Source organism: Pseudomonas kermanshahensis (genome assembly GCF_014269205.2).
Taxonomy (GTDB): domain Bacteria; phylum Pseudomonadota; class Gammaproteobacteria; order Pseudomonadales; family Pseudomonadaceae; genus Aquipseudomonas; species Aquipseudomonas kermanshahensis.
In genome coordinates this window covers 4,450,001-4,465,354 of sequence record NZ_JABWRY020000001.1, presented here as the reverse complement: position 1 = coordinate 4,465,354, position 15,354 = coordinate 4,450,001, and the positions used below count along the sequence as shown (strand labels likewise).

The 15,354-nt window shown below is 62.1% G+C and carries 13 protein-coding genes and 1 rRNA gene (1 of these 14 running past the window's edge); 10 read left to right on the top strand and 4 right to left on the bottom strand.

Going from position 1 to position 15,354, the window contains the following annotated elements:
* Positions 1-12: 12 nt before the first annotated feature.
* Positions 13-2,859 carry an RNA polymerase-associated protein RapA gene (gene rapA / locus HU764_RS20015; protein WP_186702575.1) on the bottom strand — a complete coding sequence of 949 codons (2,847 nt, stop codon included), beginning with the start codon at positions 2,857-2,859 and terminating at the stop codon, positions 13-15.
* Positions 2,860-3,010: 151 nt separating this feature from the next.
* On the opposite strand from rapA, the gene HU764_RS20010 reads away from it, so the two are divergent.
* The 8 genes from HU764_RS20010 to HU764_RS19980 all read left to right on the top strand — a co-directional run bounded on the left by HU764_RS20010 (position 3,011) and on the right by HU764_RS19980 (position 8,327).
* Positions 3,011-3,706: a M949_RS01915 family surface polysaccharide biosynthesis protein gene (locus HU764_RS20010; protein WP_186702576.1), complete on the top strand. Its 696-nt coding sequence runs from the start codon at positions 3,011-3,013 to the stop codon at positions 3,704-3,706.
* Between the two features lie 61 nt (positions 3,707-3,767).
* Positions 3,768-4,097: a hypothetical protein gene (locus HU764_RS20005; RefSeq protein WP_027594245.1), complete on the top strand. Its 330-nt coding sequence runs from the start codon at positions 3,768-3,770 to the stop codon at positions 4,095-4,097.
* A 67-nt stretch (positions 4,098-4,164) separates the two neighbouring features.
* Positions 4,165-4,326, top strand: a complete 162-nt coding sequence (locus tag HU764_RS20000) for a hypothetical protein (RefSeq protein ID WP_077068735.1) — start codon at positions 4,165-4,167, stop codon at positions 4,324-4,326.
* A 135-nt stretch (positions 4,327-4,461) separates the two neighbouring features.
* Complete coding sequence (gene ccoM, locus HU764_RS27905) at positions 4,462-4,578, top strand: cytochrome c oxidase subunit CcoM (RefSeq protein WP_003254862.1); 117 nt, start codon at positions 4,462-4,464, stop codon at positions 4,576-4,578.
* A gap of 181 nt (positions 4,579-4,759) precedes the next feature.
* The gene (locus HU764_RS19995) at positions 4,760-6,748 is read left to right on the top strand and encodes an FUSC family protein (protein WP_186682726.1); all 1,989 of its coding nucleotides are present in this window, start codon (positions 4,760-4,762) and stop codon (positions 6,746-6,748) included.
* Positions 6,735-6,941, top strand: a complete 207-nt coding sequence (locus tag HU764_RS19990) for a DUF1656 domain-containing protein (RefSeq protein ID WP_186682724.1) — start codon at positions 6,735-6,737, stop codon at positions 6,939-6,941. Before HU764_RS19995 ends, HU764_RS19990 begins: the two co-directional genes overlap by 14 nt.
* A gap of 35 nt (positions 6,942-6,976) precedes the next feature.
* Positions 6,977-7,846 carry an efflux RND transporter periplasmic adaptor subunit gene (locus HU764_RS19985; RefSeq protein WP_027594248.1) on the top strand — a complete coding sequence of 290 codons (870 nt, stop codon included), beginning with the start codon at positions 6,977-6,979 and terminating at the stop codon, positions 7,844-7,846.
* A 160-nt stretch (positions 7,847-8,006) separates the two neighbouring features.
* The gene (locus HU764_RS19980) at positions 8,007-8,327 is read left to right on the top strand and encodes a DUF2025 family protein (RefSeq protein WP_186702577.1); all 321 of its coding nucleotides are present in this window, start codon (positions 8,007-8,009) and stop codon (positions 8,325-8,327) included.
* A gap of 45 nt (positions 8,328-8,372) precedes the next feature.
* Here HU764_RS19980 and HU764_RS19975 read toward each other — a convergent pair whose 3' ends face one another.
* Both HU764_RS19975 and HU764_RS19970 read right to left on the bottom strand, forming a co-directional pair.
* Entirely contained in the window at positions 8,373-10,961 is a 2,589-nt protein-coding gene (locus HU764_RS19975; RefSeq protein WP_186702578.1) for a bifunctional diguanylate cyclase/phosphodiesterase, read from the bottom strand.
* A gap of 56 nt (positions 10,962-11,017) precedes the next feature.
* A complete protein-coding gene (locus tag HU764_RS19970; RefSeq protein WP_186682777.1) occupies positions 11,018-12,091 on the bottom strand; it encodes a diguanylate cyclase in 1,074 nt (357 codons plus the stop codon).
* Positions 12,092-12,221: 130 nt separating this feature from the next.
* Here HU764_RS19970 and HU764_RS19965 point away from each other — a divergent pair, with 130 nt between their 5' ends.
* Complete coding sequence (locus HU764_RS19965; protein ID WP_186682718.1) at positions 12,222-13,316, top strand: MBL fold metallo-hydrolase; 1,095 nt, start codon at positions 12,222-12,224, stop codon at positions 13,314-13,316.
* A 3-nt stretch (positions 13,317-13,319) separates the two neighbouring features.
* Here the strand turns inward: HU764_RS19965 and HU764_RS19960 are convergent, their stop codons facing one another.
* Positions 13,320-14,216 (bottom strand): formate/nitrite transporter family protein, encoded by an 897-nt coding sequence (locus HU764_RS19960; RefSeq protein ID WP_186682716.1) that lies wholly within the window; start codon positions 14,214-14,216, stop codon positions 13,320-13,322.
* A 455-nt stretch (positions 14,217-14,671) separates the two neighbouring features.
* On the opposite strand from HU764_RS19960, the gene HU764_RS19955 reads away from it, so the two are divergent.
* Positions 14,672-15,354, top strand: a 16S ribosomal RNA gene (locus tag HU764_RS19955); it runs 854 nt beyond the window's last position.

Genomic DNA, 15,354 nt, shown 5'->3' with positions numbered 1-15,354 from the left:
GGGCGGGGTGTATCAGCCGGCTACCAGCACGCGAATGGCTTCGAGGCGCAGGGCAGCTTTTTCAAGCATCGCCAGGCCTTCTTCACGCTGCTTGCGCAGGGCGTCGATTTCGCTGTCGCGCACGCTTGGGTTGACGGCTTGCAGGGCAACCATGCGCGCCAACTCTTCGTCGGCCTCGGCCTGCAAGCGACGCTGCGCTTCGGCCACCCGCTCGACGTGGGTCGGCATGATCTTGGCTTCACCACCACTGATGCGCTGGGCCAGCACATCACGTTGCGCCTGGACGAACTTGTTGGCGCTGGCGCGCGGCACGCTTTCGAGCTGGTCGTTGAGCGTTTCGAATGTCACGCGCGACGCCAGGTCGTTGCCGTTGGTGTCGAGCAGGCAGCGCAGGGCTGCCGGCGGCAGGTAACGTCCCAACTGCAGGGCGCGCGGTGCTACCACCTCGCTGACGAACAGCAGTTCGAGCAACACGGTACCTGGCTTCAGCGCCTTGTTCTTGATCAGCGCAACAGCGGTGTTGCCCATCGAGCCGGACAAGACCAGATCCATGCCACCCTGAACCATCGGGTGCTCCCAGGTCAGGAACTGCATGTCCTCGCGGGACAACGCCTGGGCGCGGTCGTAGGTGATGGTCACGCCTTCGTCGTCACCCAGCGGGAAGCTGGCGTCGAGCATTTTCTCGCTCGGCTTGAGGATCAGGGCGTTTTCCGAATGGTCTTCGCTGTCGATGCCGAACGCGTCGAACAGGGTTTCCATGTAGATCGGCAGGGCGAACTGGTCATCCTGTTCGAGAATCGCCTCGACCAGTGCCTGGCCCTCACCGGCCCCGCCAGAATTGAGCTCCAGCAGGCGGTCGCGGCCGCTGTGCAGCTCGGCTTCCAGGCGCTCGCGTTCGCCGCGGGCATCGGCCACCAGTGCATCCCAGGCTTTGCTGTCACCGCTTTCGAGCAGCGGCAGCAGGCGAGGGCCGAACTGATGCTGCAGGGCATTGCCGGTCGGGCAGGTGTTGAGGAAGGCGTTGAGCGCTTCGTGGTACCACTGGAACAGGCGCTCTTGCGGGCTGTCCTGCAGGTAGGGCACGTGCAACTGGATGGTGTGCTTCTGGCCGATCCGGTCGAGACGGCCGATACGCTGCTCGAGCAGGTCCGGGTGGGCCGGCAGGTCGAACATCACCAGGTGATGAGAGAACTGGAAGTTGCGGCCTTCGCTACCGATCTCGGAGCAGATCAGCACCTGGGCGCCGAACTCTTCGTCTGCGAAATAGGCGGCGGCGCGGTCACGCTCGAGAATGCTCATGCCTTCGTGGAAGACCGAGGCAGGAATGCCGGAGCGCACGCGCAGGGCGTCTTCCAGGTCCATGGCGGTTTCGGCATGGGCGCAGATCACCAGTACTTTGGTGCGCTTGAGCATCTTCAGGGTATCAATCAGCCAGTCGACCCGAGGGTCGAAACGCCACCAGCGCTCGTCGTCAGTGATGTCGCCCTGCGCCTGGAAGGCGACTTCCGGGTACAGCTCGGCTTTTTCGCCAGGCGGCAGGTCGCGGTATTGCTCCGGCATCGCTACCGGGTAAGCATGCAGCTCGCGCTCGGGGAAGCCCTGAACGGCTGCGCGGGTGTTGCGGAACAGCACGCGGCCAGTGCCGTGGCGGTCGAGCAGCTCGCGGATCAGGCGCGCGCTGGCTTGGGTGTCGCCATCGCTGACGGCAGCCAGCAAAGCTTCGCCTTCGGCCCCGAGGAAACCATGGATGGTGGCGTGGGCCTCCGGCGACAGGCGACCTTCGTCAAGCAGCTCCTGTACCGCCTCGGCGACCGGGCGATAGTTTTCGCTCTCGGCACGGAACGCCACAAGGTCGTGGAAACGGTTGGGGTCGAGCAGGCGCAGCCGGGCGAAGTGGCTGTCCTGGCCGAGCTGTTCGGGGGTGGCGGTGAGCAGCAGCACGCCAGGGATCACCTGGGCCAGTTGCTCGACCAGGCCGTACTCGGCGCTGACCTGGTCTTCATGCCAGACCAGGTGGTGGGCTTCGTCGACCACCATCAGGTCCCAGCCTGCGGCAAACAGCGCGTCCTGGGCTTTTTCGTCGTCAACCAGCCATTCCAGGGCCACCAGCGCGAGCTGGGCGTCTTCGAACGGGTTGCTGGCATCGCTCTCGATGAAGCGCTCGGCGTCGAACAACGCCACTTGCAGGTTGAAGCGCCGGCGCATTTCCACCAGCCATTGATGCTGGAGGTTTTCCGGGACCAGGATCAGTACGCGGCTGGCACGCCCTGAAAGCAGCTGGCGATGGATGATCAGGCCTGCCTCGATGGTTTTGCCCAGGCCGACTTCGTCCGCCAGCAGCACCCGCGGTGCACTGCGGTCAGCGACTTCACGGGCGATGTGCAACTGGTGGGCGATCGGTTGTGCGCGGCAGCCACCCAGGCCCCAGAGCGACGACTGCATCTGCTTGCTGGTGTGCTGCAAGGTGTTGTAACGCAGGCTGAACCACGACAGCGGGTCGATCTGGCCGGCGAACAGGCGGTCGCTGGCCAGGCGGAACTGAATGAAGTTCGACAGTTGGGTTTCCGGCAGGGTACGCGGCTGGTTTTGCCCGTCCAGGCCGTGGTACACCAACAGGCCATCGACATCGTCGACCTCGCGCACGGTCAGCTTCCAACCGTCGAAGTGGGTGATCTGGTCACCTGGCGAGAAGCGCACGCGGGTCAGCGGCGCATTGCGCAGGGAATACTGGCGGGTGTCGCCAGTGGCCGGGTAGAGCACGGTCAACAGGCGGCCATCCTGCGCCAGGATGGTACCCAGGCCGAGCTCTGCTTCGCTGTCGCTGATCCAGCGTTGCCCCGGTTGATACTGCTGCGCCATACTGCCTGAACTCCCGCGATGAAAAGCCGGCTATGTTAACGGATCGGCCGGTCAGACCAAAGTGTTGAAGTGCACCGAAGGGTGCCGAAGACCAACAGTCTAGCCGTTTCATCGACCAACACCGTCTTGTAGACGAGGGCCGCGCACCAACATGTCCGCCAAGCACCGCTGGTTGAACGTTTCCCTGGCCGTGAGCAGCCTTGTGCTGCTGGCCGGCTGCGAGCAAAAAAGCTTCGAGACCTTGCCGGCGATTACGCCTGGGCAGCTTGAGGCACTGGGCGTGCAGACGCCGATCAAGAGCGTGCACTTTCGTGACCGCGACGGCGAAGGCCTGCTGGTGCTGAGCCGCACCGACGGCCAGGCCACCGACGCGGAAAACCAGCAGGAAGTGGACAAGGTAGTGCTCAAGGCCACGCTGTATGGGCGCACGGCCGAAAGCGATGCGTTCAAGGCACGTTGGCAGATCGAGCAGGAAACCACCTGCCCGGGGCTGGACCTGGATGTCGACTTCTATTCCGATGTCAGCGATGTCAGTGACCTGAACAAGGACGGTATCGCTGAACTGACGGTTGCCAGCCATGCCTTCTGCGGCGGCGGCATCGACCCTCACGATATCGCCATCGAAATGCGCGAAGGCCAGGCCATCTACACCATTACTGGCCAATCACTGATCACCCCGGCGGGCGAGGAGCCGATCGGCGGCGAGCGCGAAGACAGCGCCTCGCTCAAAAGCGCGCCGCAGGTACTGCGCGAGCACATGGACGCGGTCTGGCAGCAGGTCAACAAGCGGCCCTGGAGCGAGGCGAGCCCGCCGAGCGATGACGACCCCGATGACGAAGTCGAATAAGCGTTGTCTCTATTCAAGGTAGGACAACGCCCGCCGATACAGGGGTAATAGGAGACTTTCCATGTTGCCGCCGATTATTCCGCTCAGTGCAGCCCCGGTAACCTCGCAACAGGACCCGGTCAAACCCACTCCCGACATCAAGCCGGTGGTCCCCGCGCAGCCGACCTCCGGTGAAAGCGCCATCAACCTCAAGCAGCAGCGCGACCCGCAGGAGCAAGCTTTGATCCTGCGTGATGAACAGCGTCGTCAACAGCAACGTCGGCAAAAAAGCGACGGCGAGCTTTACAGCGCGTTACCAGGTGATGAAGTCAACGCCGACAACACCGTACCGGTCGCCCCCTTGATGGGTGAGAGCCCACGTCAGGGGCTGTTGGTCGACATCGAAGTCTGACGCGGGGCTGGTCAGCGTCACTGGCTGGCTTCATCATGCAAGTCTCTGTTGATCGTCGAGCCCACCCATGAGCCAAGACAACCTCATCGATTTTGATGCCGAACGTGCCAAGCGCGTCCACGACCTCAAGGAAAAGCGCCTGAACGAAGTGCGCCAGGCCTTCGAGCAAGCCATGCCCCTGAGCGCGGCAAAGAAAAAGAAGCCCAAGGGCAAGCCCAAGAAGCGCTGAAACTTGACGCAGGTCAACCCTGCGCCCGCCCCGCGTGCCCGGTCCCGGGCACCATTGACCCCGGTCAATTTTCCCCGCCCCCACATTCGTTACCTTGCATCCATCGGACAACGGCAAACGAAGAGGGAGGCCGACATGTTCTTCGACAACGTGGTTATCGCAGGTGTGGTAACGGTTGGGTTGATGGTCGCATTCTTTGCCGGTCTGGGCATTTTCATCTGGAAGGACTCGAACAAGCGCAAGCCGCGCTGACCTTCCGGGTTCACGAGCACGCAAGGCATTTAGGGCGACTTCGGTCGCCCATTTTTTTTGCCTGCGAAATGTCGGGCAGCGCATCTCAATAAAGATGATTAGCTAGCTAATTAATCGTTTCCGCATTATCCTTCGCTTCATTGTCTATCGTTTACCTGATCATCCCCGCAAGGTCCGCCTCGTGCCCATCACTTTCCAGGCCCTGTTCGCTCCCAGCAGCCTCGCCCTCAAGTTCGCCATCAAGACCGTGCTCGGTGGCGGCCTGGCGCTTTGGCTGGCGATGCGCTGGGGGTTGGAACAGCCGTCATGGGCATTGATGACGGCGTTCATCGTGGCTCAGCCGTTGTCCGGCATGGTGGTGCAGAAGGGCCTTGCGCGCCTGGCCGGCACCCTGGTCGGCACGTTCATGTCGGTAGTATTTATCGGCTTGTTCGCCCAGACGCCAGGCCTGTTCCTGATCACCCTCGCGCTGTGGCTGGCACTGTGCACGGCCGCGTCGACCCAACTGCGCAGTGCCTGGGCCTACGCTTTTGTGCTAGCCGGCTACACCGCCGCGATCATCGCCCTGCCGGCGATCGACCACCCGTTGCAGGTGTTCGACCAGGCCGTGGCGCGCTGCACCGAGATCTGTCTGGGGATTTTCTGCGCTACCGCCACCAGCGCCCTGATCTGGCCGCTGCGCGTGGAACAGCAACTGGGCGGACAAGCCCGGCAGGCTTGGCAAAATGGCCTGCAGGCGGCCAGTGCCATGCTGGGGGGAGAGGATGAGGCGCGCAAAGGGCTGCTGGAAAGCCTTGGGCGCATCGTCGCCATCGACAGCCAGCGCGAACATGCCTGGTTCGAAGGCAATCGCGGGCGTCAGCGGGCGCGCGCCATTCGCGGCCTGAGCCAGAAGCTGATGGTGCTGCTGCGTATCTCCCGCTCGGTGCGCCGGCAGTGGCGCCAGCTCGATGAAGGTGAAGCTCGGCACCTGGCGCCCTGGCTGGAGGCGGTGCGCGCGCAGTTGGGCGCACCCGACCAACCCGGCCTGTTGCTGTTGCGCCAACGCATCTGGGATGCCGCCCATGATGAGCAGATAAGCGCTGCCGAACATTACTGCCTGGCGCGCATGACGCTGTTGCTGGACTACGCGATGGCTGCGACCCAGGCGTTGGACGACGTCGAAGCGGGCAGGGCGCCCAAGGATGTGTCCCAGGGCCTGGCCGCACACCGCGACTGGTCGCTGGCACTGTTGTTCGGTTCACGCAGCGCGCTGGCGTTTCTGGTGATGAGTGGCTTCTGGCTGGCGACCGCCTGGCCCTCTGCGCCGGGCGGCCTGGTGCTGACCTGTGTGGTCTGCAGCCTGTTTGCCAGCCGCGAAAACGGCGCTCAGATCGGCCTTAGTTTCTTGCGCGGCATCTTTCTGGCGATCCCCGCGGCGTTTCTGGTCGGGCAGATTCTTTTGCCGCAGTGGAGCAGCTTCGCCATGCTCTGCCTGGGCATGGGTGTGCCGCTGTTTCTGGGTGCGTTGGGCATGGCCCACCCGCGTACCGGCGCGACCGCGACTTCGTATTGCCTGCACTTCATCGTGTTGGTATCACCGCTCAATGCCATGCAGTTTGGCGTGGCCAGCATGCTCAACAGCGCGCTGGCGATGCTGGTGGGCGTGTCTGCTGCGGTGATGGCCTTTCGTTTGTTGGTGTTCCGTCACCCGGCCTGGCTGGGCAAGCGCCTGCGGGCGGCGACCCAAAGCGACCTGGTGCGCCTGACCCGGCGCGACCTGCGTGGCGCCGACAGCTGGTTTGGCGGGCGAATGGCCGATCGCCTCTTGCAACTGGCGCGGCATGCCGGCGAATTGCCCGAAAGCGAGCGCAAGCGTTGGGATGACGGCCTGCACGGCCTGGACATCGGCGACGAACTGGTGCACCTGCGCATGTGCCTGGCGGTCGCCCAGGCGCCGTTGGGCCGCGCTGAACGCGAGTACCTGCAGCAGGTGGAGGCGGTACTGGCCAAGGGGCCGGCGCCGGGCCGTGGGCAACGCCTGGACAGCGCCAGTGAGCAATTCATCGCCGCCTTGCGTCGGCTGCCGGCAAGCGACCCGTTGCGCCTGGCTGAAGGTGCAGTGCTGCAGTTGCAGAAGAGCTGGGGCAAATGGTGCCGCTGGCAGGAGGACGTGCATGGGGTTGCGTGAGTGGGCGCTGGGCGGCGTGCTGCTGAGCCCGTTTCTGATTTATGTGCTGCTGGCGCTGGTGCTCACCGGGGTGTTGCGCTTGTTGGTGCACGCCACGCCGTTGGGTCGCTGGATCTGGCATGAAGCGCTGTTCGACGCGGCGTTGTTCGTGTGTGTGTTGTTCCTGGTGGTGCGAGTACTGGGGGCTGCCTAAAGGCTCTTGTAACGATTTTTGTAAGGAGTGATTCAATGCGTGCTGCCGTACGTACCCTGGTAACCCTGTGTGTGGTGGCCCTTGCCCTGTTGGCAGGCTACCAGCTGTGGCAGTACTACATGCTGACACCCTGGACCCGCGATGCCCGGGTGCGCGCCGACGTGGTGGTGATCGCCCCAGACGTATCCGGTTGGGTGCGCGAGCTCAAGGTGCATGACAACCAGCAGGTCAAGGCGGGCGATTTGCTCATGAGCATCGACCGTGAACGCTTCCAGGCAGCCTTCGACCAGGCCAGCGCCGTGACCGAGACCCGTGCCCAGCAACTGCGCTTGCGCGAGCGCGAAGCGGCGCGGCGTACTGCCCTGGGGCCGGAGGCAATCAGTGCCGAGCTGCGTGAAAATGCCCAGATCAACGCCGCCATCGCCCGCGGTGAACTGCATGAGGCCGAGGCGCAACTGCAAGTGGCCAAGATCAACCTGGCGCGCAGCGAAGTGCGGGCGCCGCGCAGTGGCCATATCACCAACCTGCGCCTGGCCCAGGGCAACTACGTGAACACCGGGGAGTCGGTGATGGCCCTGGTGGACGATTCGACCTTCTATATCCAGGCCTACTTCGAAGAAACCAAACTGCCGCGCATCCGCGTCGGTGACACGGTCAAGGTCTGGCTGATGGGGGCGGGCGAGGCAATGCAGGGGCATGTGGAGAGCATCAGCCGGGGCATCACCGACCGCAACAGTAATCCGGATAGCCAACTGTTGCCGGAGGTGGAGCCGACCTTCAACTGGGTGCGCCTGGCGCAGCGGATACCTGTGCGGATCCGCCTGGACGAGATCCCGCAGGGCATGAACCTGAGTGCCGGCATGACTGCCAGCGTGCAGGTGCACGAGGACCGGGTTACGCAATGAAGGGAATGCCGAACCCTTTTCCGGGGCTGTCGGCGGCTGGCGGAAAACCTTGGCGAATGCGCGGTGACTTGCGTTAGGCTGGCCGCTGCGAGTTGCCCGGCAGAGGCGACCGTTTGCAGCCCGGCGTGCGTCACTTTCGACTTGATTGCGAGGTTACGGCATGGCCATCACTTCCCAGGACATCTGCAACGCGGCGGAGCAGCTCAACGGTTTCGTTGGCTTTCATGGCAAGCGCGGCGTTCATATCGTGCGTTTTTCCGAGGACTCGTTCGGCATGGACGTGGCCGACGACAGTATCACCCCCTGCAGCGAATTCGTCTGGCGGCCCGAGCAAGGCCCGCGCATGGCGTTGTGCCGACAACGCCTGGCACTGCTGCTGGACCAGCATGTGGATGACCGCTTGAACATTGGCGAGCCCTTGCGCACTTACCTGCGGCGCAGTGATTTGCCCGAGATCGTGGCCGAGCGCAACAAGCGCTGACGCCCTGCTGTTCACGGGGGCAGCCTTGTTCTGCGAAGGCTGCCTTTACAGCAGGCGCCTGGCCGAGCCTGTGGGCGCCTGTTGCAGCAAGGCTTCGAGCGCCTCTTTAGGTAAAGGCCGGCTCAGGAAATAACCCTGCACCTCATGGCAGCCGTCCTTCTCCAGTGTTTTGAGCTGCTGTTCACTTTCTACGCCCTCGGCCGTCACCGTCAGCCCCATGGCTTCACCCAGGTTGATGATGGCTTGCACCACGGCGCGATCATTGCCACTGGTGTTGTTCAGCCCGGCTATGAAGCGTTTGTCGATCTTGATGCTGTCGAACGGGTACGTGCGCAGATAGCCCAGTGATGAGTAACCGGTGCCAAAGTCATCCATGTTCAGGCGAACACCCAGCTCCTTTAGCGAAAGCATGGTGCTTAGCGCGCCTTCGATGTCGTTGAGCATCACGTTTTCGGTGATTTCCAGTTCAAGGCGCTGGGCGGGGAACGCGGTTTCCAGCAGGATCTCGCGAACGTCGGCCACCACGTCGCTGCGCAAGAACTGCGCAGGTGACAGGTTTACCGATATCAGCAGGCCCACCGGCCAGTCGTGGGCCGTGCGGCAGGCTTCGCGCAGCACCCAGCGGCCCAGCGCGACAATGATGTCGCTCTGCTCGGCCAGCGGGATGAAGGTGTCTGGCCCGAGCAACCCCTCCTGCGGGTGCTGCCAGCGCAGCAGGGCTTCGACGGCGACGATGCGCAGGTCGCCCAGGCGATAGCGTGGCTGGTAATGCAACGCGAATTCCTGGTTTTGCAGGGCCCGGCGCAGATCATTCTCCAGTTGTCGGCGGTACTGGATCTGTTTGTTCATTTCGGCGGCGAAGTAGCGCCAGGTGTTCTTGCCCTCCGCTTTGGCCTGGTACAGCGCGATATCGGCGCAGCGGATCAGTTCGCCGGCATCGAAGCCCTGGGTGCGGCTCTGGGCGACGCCGATGCTGGCGCCGATGTGCAGGGGCTGGTTGTCGAAGACGATGGGTTGCTGCAGCAGGCTAATCAGGCGAGCGCAGAAACGGTCGACTTCAGTGCGGTTATCCATGCCATTGAGCACCAGAATGAACTCATCGCCACCCAGGCGCGCCACCAGGTCGACATCGCGGGTGGTGTCGCGCAGGCGTGTCGCCACCTCTTGCAGCACAGCGTCACCGGCGGCATGGCCGAGGGAATCGTTGATCGGCTTGAAGTTGTCCAGGTCCAGCAGCAGCAACGTGAGTGGGGGCGCGTCGCTGCCGCGCAATAACAACTGCTCAAGGTGCCGGGCGAGTTTGTTGCGGTTGGCAAGACCGGTCAGCGGGTCATGCAGTGACAGGTGCTGGATGCGTGCATGGGCGTCGACCTCGTCAGTGATGTCGCTGGCGGTGCCACGAAAACCCGTCGGCTTGCCGTCGTACCAGATCGCCCGTGCCGAGATGCGGCAATAGCGGTTTTGCCCGTTATGGTCACGGTAGGTACAGCGCAGGTTTGCCAACTGCTGTGGGTCGGCGGCGGCCAACGCGTCCAGCCAGGGTGAGAGTGGCGTGGTGTCGCAGGCCAGCAGCTGGTTCACCGGCTGGCCCAGCCAGTCGTCCACCGGGTAGCCGGTGACGCTGACGAAACGCTGTGAAAGATAGGTCAGGCGTTGTTGTCGGTCGGTTTCCCAGATCCAGTCGGATGCGGCTTCGGCGACGGCGCGAAAACGCTGCTCGCTGGCCTCCAGGGCCTGGTTGCTCTGCTGCAGGCGCGCCAGGCTAAGGTCGATGGCGCGGGAGCTGCGCAAGGCGTGGCAGAACAGGTAAAGCATCACCAGGCCGAGTATCAGCAGCGCGCACAGCAGCGGCGGCAGCATCGCCCACAGCAATTGCTGGCCCGGCAGCGGGCTGGTCCAGGCCAGGTGGAAGCCGGTATCGCCCAGCGCGATACGCTGCTGGCCATGCTCGCCGGTAGCGTCTTTCTCGAGGTGCATGCCCGCCAGGCCGGCGCCGGTACCCAACCGTGTGAGTTTGTCGTCGGTCAGCTGGTCGACGAACAGCATGACGGGTGCCTGGCGTACTTCGTTGTCCGACACGTCCTTGTCTGGCCGTACGGCCGCGGCGCTAAGCACGGCGGGCCATCCGTTGAACAGCACGAACCGGGTGATTTGTTCGCGGGCGCTGGCAGCCCCCCGTGCTTCATTGATGATGGGTTGTAGCGGCGCTTCTATATAAGTGCTGGCGCTCGCTTCACTGGGCTTGCCTTTGAACAGGGCGTAGGTGGTGCGCTGGTCGTCCACCACGAACACACCTTCGTAGCCACTGGCGCTGTACAGCGATTCACCGACGTTCTTCTCTTCATAGGCCCACTGCCAGTCCGCCTTGCCGGCCAGGTGTTCAAAGGCGGCATCCCACACGGCATAGCTGGACAGGAACTGGCGTGAGGCAAGCAGCCGTTGCTCGAGCGCTTGCGAGGCATGGAAAGCGCTGCGCTGTTGCTCTTGGTGATCGAGGGTGGCGGCGATGTTGAGCAATGCGCCCAAGGTGACCAGGCAGGCCAGGCCAAAGACCACGCAAAAGCCTGCAATCAAGCGGCGTACTTGAAATCGGGGTGTGGGTAGGGCGGGTGGAAGGTTGGCGGTCCTGGCCATGTGCGGGTGACTCCTTCAAGAACAGCAGCCTCCTGCAAGGCAATCAGGAAGGAGGTTCAGTCAGGATAGGCCAGCCTGAGGCCGGTGGCCTCGCGTTGCGCGAAATTGACCTGGTCGCGGCCAGCGTGCTTGGCGGTGTAGAGCGCCTTGTCGGCCTGTTCGAGCCAGTGCTCGGGGGATTCAAGGTCGGCGTCGAAGGCAGACAGGCCGATGCTGAGGCTGATCCGCAAGTGTGGTAATTGCGGGTTACGGTAGCTCGCCACCCGCTCGCGCAAGCGCTCCATGGCCAGGCAGGCCTGGGCCTCGTTGGTGTCCGGCAGGATCACGCAGAACTCGTCGCCACCGTAGCGCCCGGCCTGGTCGACCTCACGCAGGTTGCGTTTGAGCTCTTCGCTCATCTGACGCAGCACGCAATCGCCGACTACGTGGCCAAACGTGTCGTTGATGGTCTTGAAGTGGTCGATGTCGATCAGGGCGATGACCGCCTGTTGCTGCTGTTGCTGGCAAGTCTGGAACTTGACCAGCAGCAGGTCTTTCCAGGCACCGTGGTTGAGCAACCCGGTCAGGCTGTCGGTAAGGCTGAGCGCACTGAGGCGGCGCTTATGCTCTGCCAGTTTGATTGCCAGGCGGTAGCAGACCCAGCCCAGGGCCAGCGGGTAGAGCGTCAGCATTGGCAAGCACGCGTAAACCTGCAAGGGCGTGGCAGTGAGTTGCAAGCCAGGGCCGAGCACGAGCGTGGCCACGAGCATGCCGGCAAGCTGGGCCAGCACGCCACGAACGACCAGGCGCTTGCCGCCCGCGGCCACGTTGTTCATGGTCATCATCGACAGCACGGTCACGCTGGGCAGTGGGTTGAAGTGCATGGCGGCGGTCCAGAAACCGCCCATCAGCGAGTCCAGCAGCAGGTTGCGCTGTTCTGCCTGATAAGGCGCTGCCGAGCGCATCGCCCACAGGTAGGCTAAATGCGGCCAGACAATCCCGTTGAACAGCACCAGCAGCCAGACCCAGGTAGGCGGCGATAGCGGCGCCATGGCAGCCATTACACTGAACAGGCCGATGCCCATGCCGATGATGCGCGGCAGGTAGATGCGCTTGACGAAAGAAAGGCCCTTGCCGCTGCGGTTGTCCATCATGGTCATCGTTCTTCTGCTAAGGCGCCGTTTATCGCATAACGCGTGTGAATATTGTTGAACAGTGTTTCATCTATGAAAAATGACCTTACAAGCCAATTCACGGTTGATCTGATCACTGTGGGGTAATATGAAGGCTTTCCTGTTGCTTGGAGTGCTCATGCTCATGGTTCCCATGGCTAACGCTGCCGGCGAGTCGGCGCCTCAACGGGACGGTCGTTTCCATAACCAGGCCCGCCTGCCTCAAGACGGCGTGATGAAAAAGCTGCGCATCGGCCTCAAGTACCTGTTTTTGCGCAAGCCGCCCGACACTCGGCCCTCCACCCCCCTCCATGTGCAGCCCATGACCCGGCAGCAGGTGCTTGATGCACCTGATCACAGCCTGTGGCGCCTTGGCCATTCGACGATATTGCTGAAGTTGCGCGGGCGCTTCTTTATTACCGACCCGGTATTCGCCGAGCGCGCCTCACCGGTGCAGTGGGCAGGGCCGCAACGTTTCCATGCGCCACCGCTTGGCCTGGACGAACTGCCGCCATTGGCCGCGGTGATCCTGTCCCATGATCACTTCGATCATCTGGATGAGCAGGCGATTCGACGGCTTGCCCCGCGTACGGGGGTGTTTCTGGCACCGCTTGGGGTGGGTGACCTCTTGATCGAATGGGGGGTTGCAGCAGACAAGGTGCGCCAACTGGATTGGTGGCAGGACACTGAAGTTGAAGGGGTACGCTTTGTCGCGACCCCAGCCCAGCACTTTTCAGGGCGTGGCCTGTTCGACAGTAACCGGACCTTGTGGGCGTCCTGGGTGGTGATCGATGAACAGCTGCGGGTGTTTTTCAGCGGCGATACAGGCTACTTCGAGGGCTTCAAGCAGATCGGTGAGCGTTTCGGGCCTTTCGACCTGACCCTGATCGAGACCGGGGCCTATAACGTCGCCTGGCCGAGCGTGCACATGCAGCCGGAGCAGAGCCTGCAGGCACACCTCGACCTGCAGGGGCGCTGGATGCTGCCGATTCATAACGGCACCTTCGACTTGTCCACCCATGCCTGGCAAGAGCCATTCGAGCGCATCCTGGCCCTCACTGAGCAAGCGCAGGTGCGGCTATGCACCCCGCAGATGGGCGAGCGGGTCAGCCTGGACTCGCCGCATGCCGGGCAGAACTGGTGGCAGCCCAAACCTGCGCATCAGCGAGAGCGGTCGACAGAGCGCGCTGTGGCGGTGCGCTGAGGGTCATTTTTCAGCGTCTCGCTGGCGAGGTGAGGGCGGCTTCTGGTCGTCCAGTAAACGCGAAGGTGGCTTACCGCTGTCACTACGCACCTGCGCATGGCTGATCAGCGCGAAGATGAAGCTGCCACCAATGATGTTACCGGCGAGGGTCGGCAGGGCGAATGCCAGCAAGAAGCTGCGCCAGGTCTCTTCACCGGCCCAGACCAGGTAGGACACTTCCACCGAACCGACGACAATATGGGTGAAGTCACCCAGCGCCATGAAGTAAGTGATCATCAGGATGATCCAGATCTTGGCGTGCTCCATCGACGGGATCATCCAGACCATGGTGGCGATCATCCAGCCCGACACGATGCCTTTGGCGAACATCTGGCCGATATCGTTCTTCATTACCTTGCGCCCGACCTCCAGAAAGGCCACGTCGGTCTTGCCGTCGAAGATCGGCAGTTCCAGCATGACCCAGGCGACCAGCAGGGTACCGGCCAGGTTGCCGAGCAATACCACGCTCCATAGGCGCAGCAGGCGACCCAGGTTGGCCAGGGTAGGCGAGGTCATCACCGGCAGCACGGCGGTGAGTGTGTTCTCTGTAAACAGTTGCTGGCGGGCGAGGATCACCGCCAGGAAACCTGCACTGTAGCCAATGCTTGCAATCACCTGGGCGCTGTCGCCCTCGGGGAGGCGGGCATAGAACAACCCCATGGCCATGAGCGAGAGCCCCATCGACAACCCGGCGGCCAGCGCTGACCACCACAGGGCTGCGATCGTGCGCTCAAGCTCTTGGTCGCCCTGGTAGCGAATGATCTCGTGCAGCACCGCTGCCCTTGGCGGCTGGTTATGGCTGACCTCCTGCTCTTCGTCCGCCGACAGGCCTGGCGTTTTCTCGCTTTGCGTCTCGCTCATGGTTGCCGCGCTCCGTGGGGTGTTTATCTACAGATCGGTTGCGTGTTCATTAGTTGCGAAGGCCGGCCAAGTACTGCTGGAAAGTTTTTCAGATCAGGGTGTTGACTCTGATTTCAAAGCGCGTATTATTCGCCTCCTCGCAGCGATGAACGCTTCGGGGCAAGCGGCAAGTTGTTGAAGTTAAAAGCTTTCGAAAGAAAGCGAAGTTAAAAAACTTCAAAATAAACGCTTGACAGCAAATGAGGAAAGCGTAGAATGCGCGCCTCGGTTGAGACGAAAAGCTCTTAACCAAACGCTCTTTAACAAATTGAATCAAGCAATTCGTGTGGGTGCTTGTGAGTATGGACTGATAGTCACAAAGATTATCAGCATCACAAGTGACCATGCGAGAAATCACATAGTCATTTGAGATTGCTGAGCCAAGTTTAGGGTTTCTTAAAAACCCAAGCAGTATTGAACTGAAGAGTTTGATCATGGCTCAGATTGAACGCTGGCGGCAGGCCTAACACATGCAAGTCGAGCGGATGAGAAGAGCTTGCTCTTCGATTCAGCGGCGGACGGGTGAGTAATGCCTAGGAATCTGCCTGGTAGTGGGGGACAACGTTTCGAAAGGAACGCTAATACCGCATACGTCCTACGGGAGAAAGCAGGGGACCTTCGGGCCTTGCGCTATCAGATGAGCCTAGGTCGGATTAGCTAGTTGGTGAGGTAATGGCTCACCAAGGCGACGATCCGTAACTGGTCTGAGAGGATGATCAGTCACACTGGAACTGAGACACGGTCCAGACTCCTACGGGAGGCAGCAGTGGGGAATATTGGACAATGGGCGAAAGCCTGATCCAGCCATGCCGCGTGTGTGAAGAAGGTCTTCGGATTGTAAAGCACTTTAAGTTGGGAGGAAGGGCAGTAAGCGAATACCTTGCTGTTTTGACGTTACCGACAGAATAAGCACCGGCTAACTCTGTGCCAGCAGCCGCGGTAATACAGAGGGTGCAAGCGTTAATCGGAATTACTGGGCGTAAAGCGCGCGTAGGTGGTTTGTTAAGTTGGATGTGAAAGCCCCGGGCTCAACCTGGGAACTGCATCCAAAACTGGCAAGCTAGAGTACGGTAGAGGGTGGTGGAATTTCCTGTGTAGC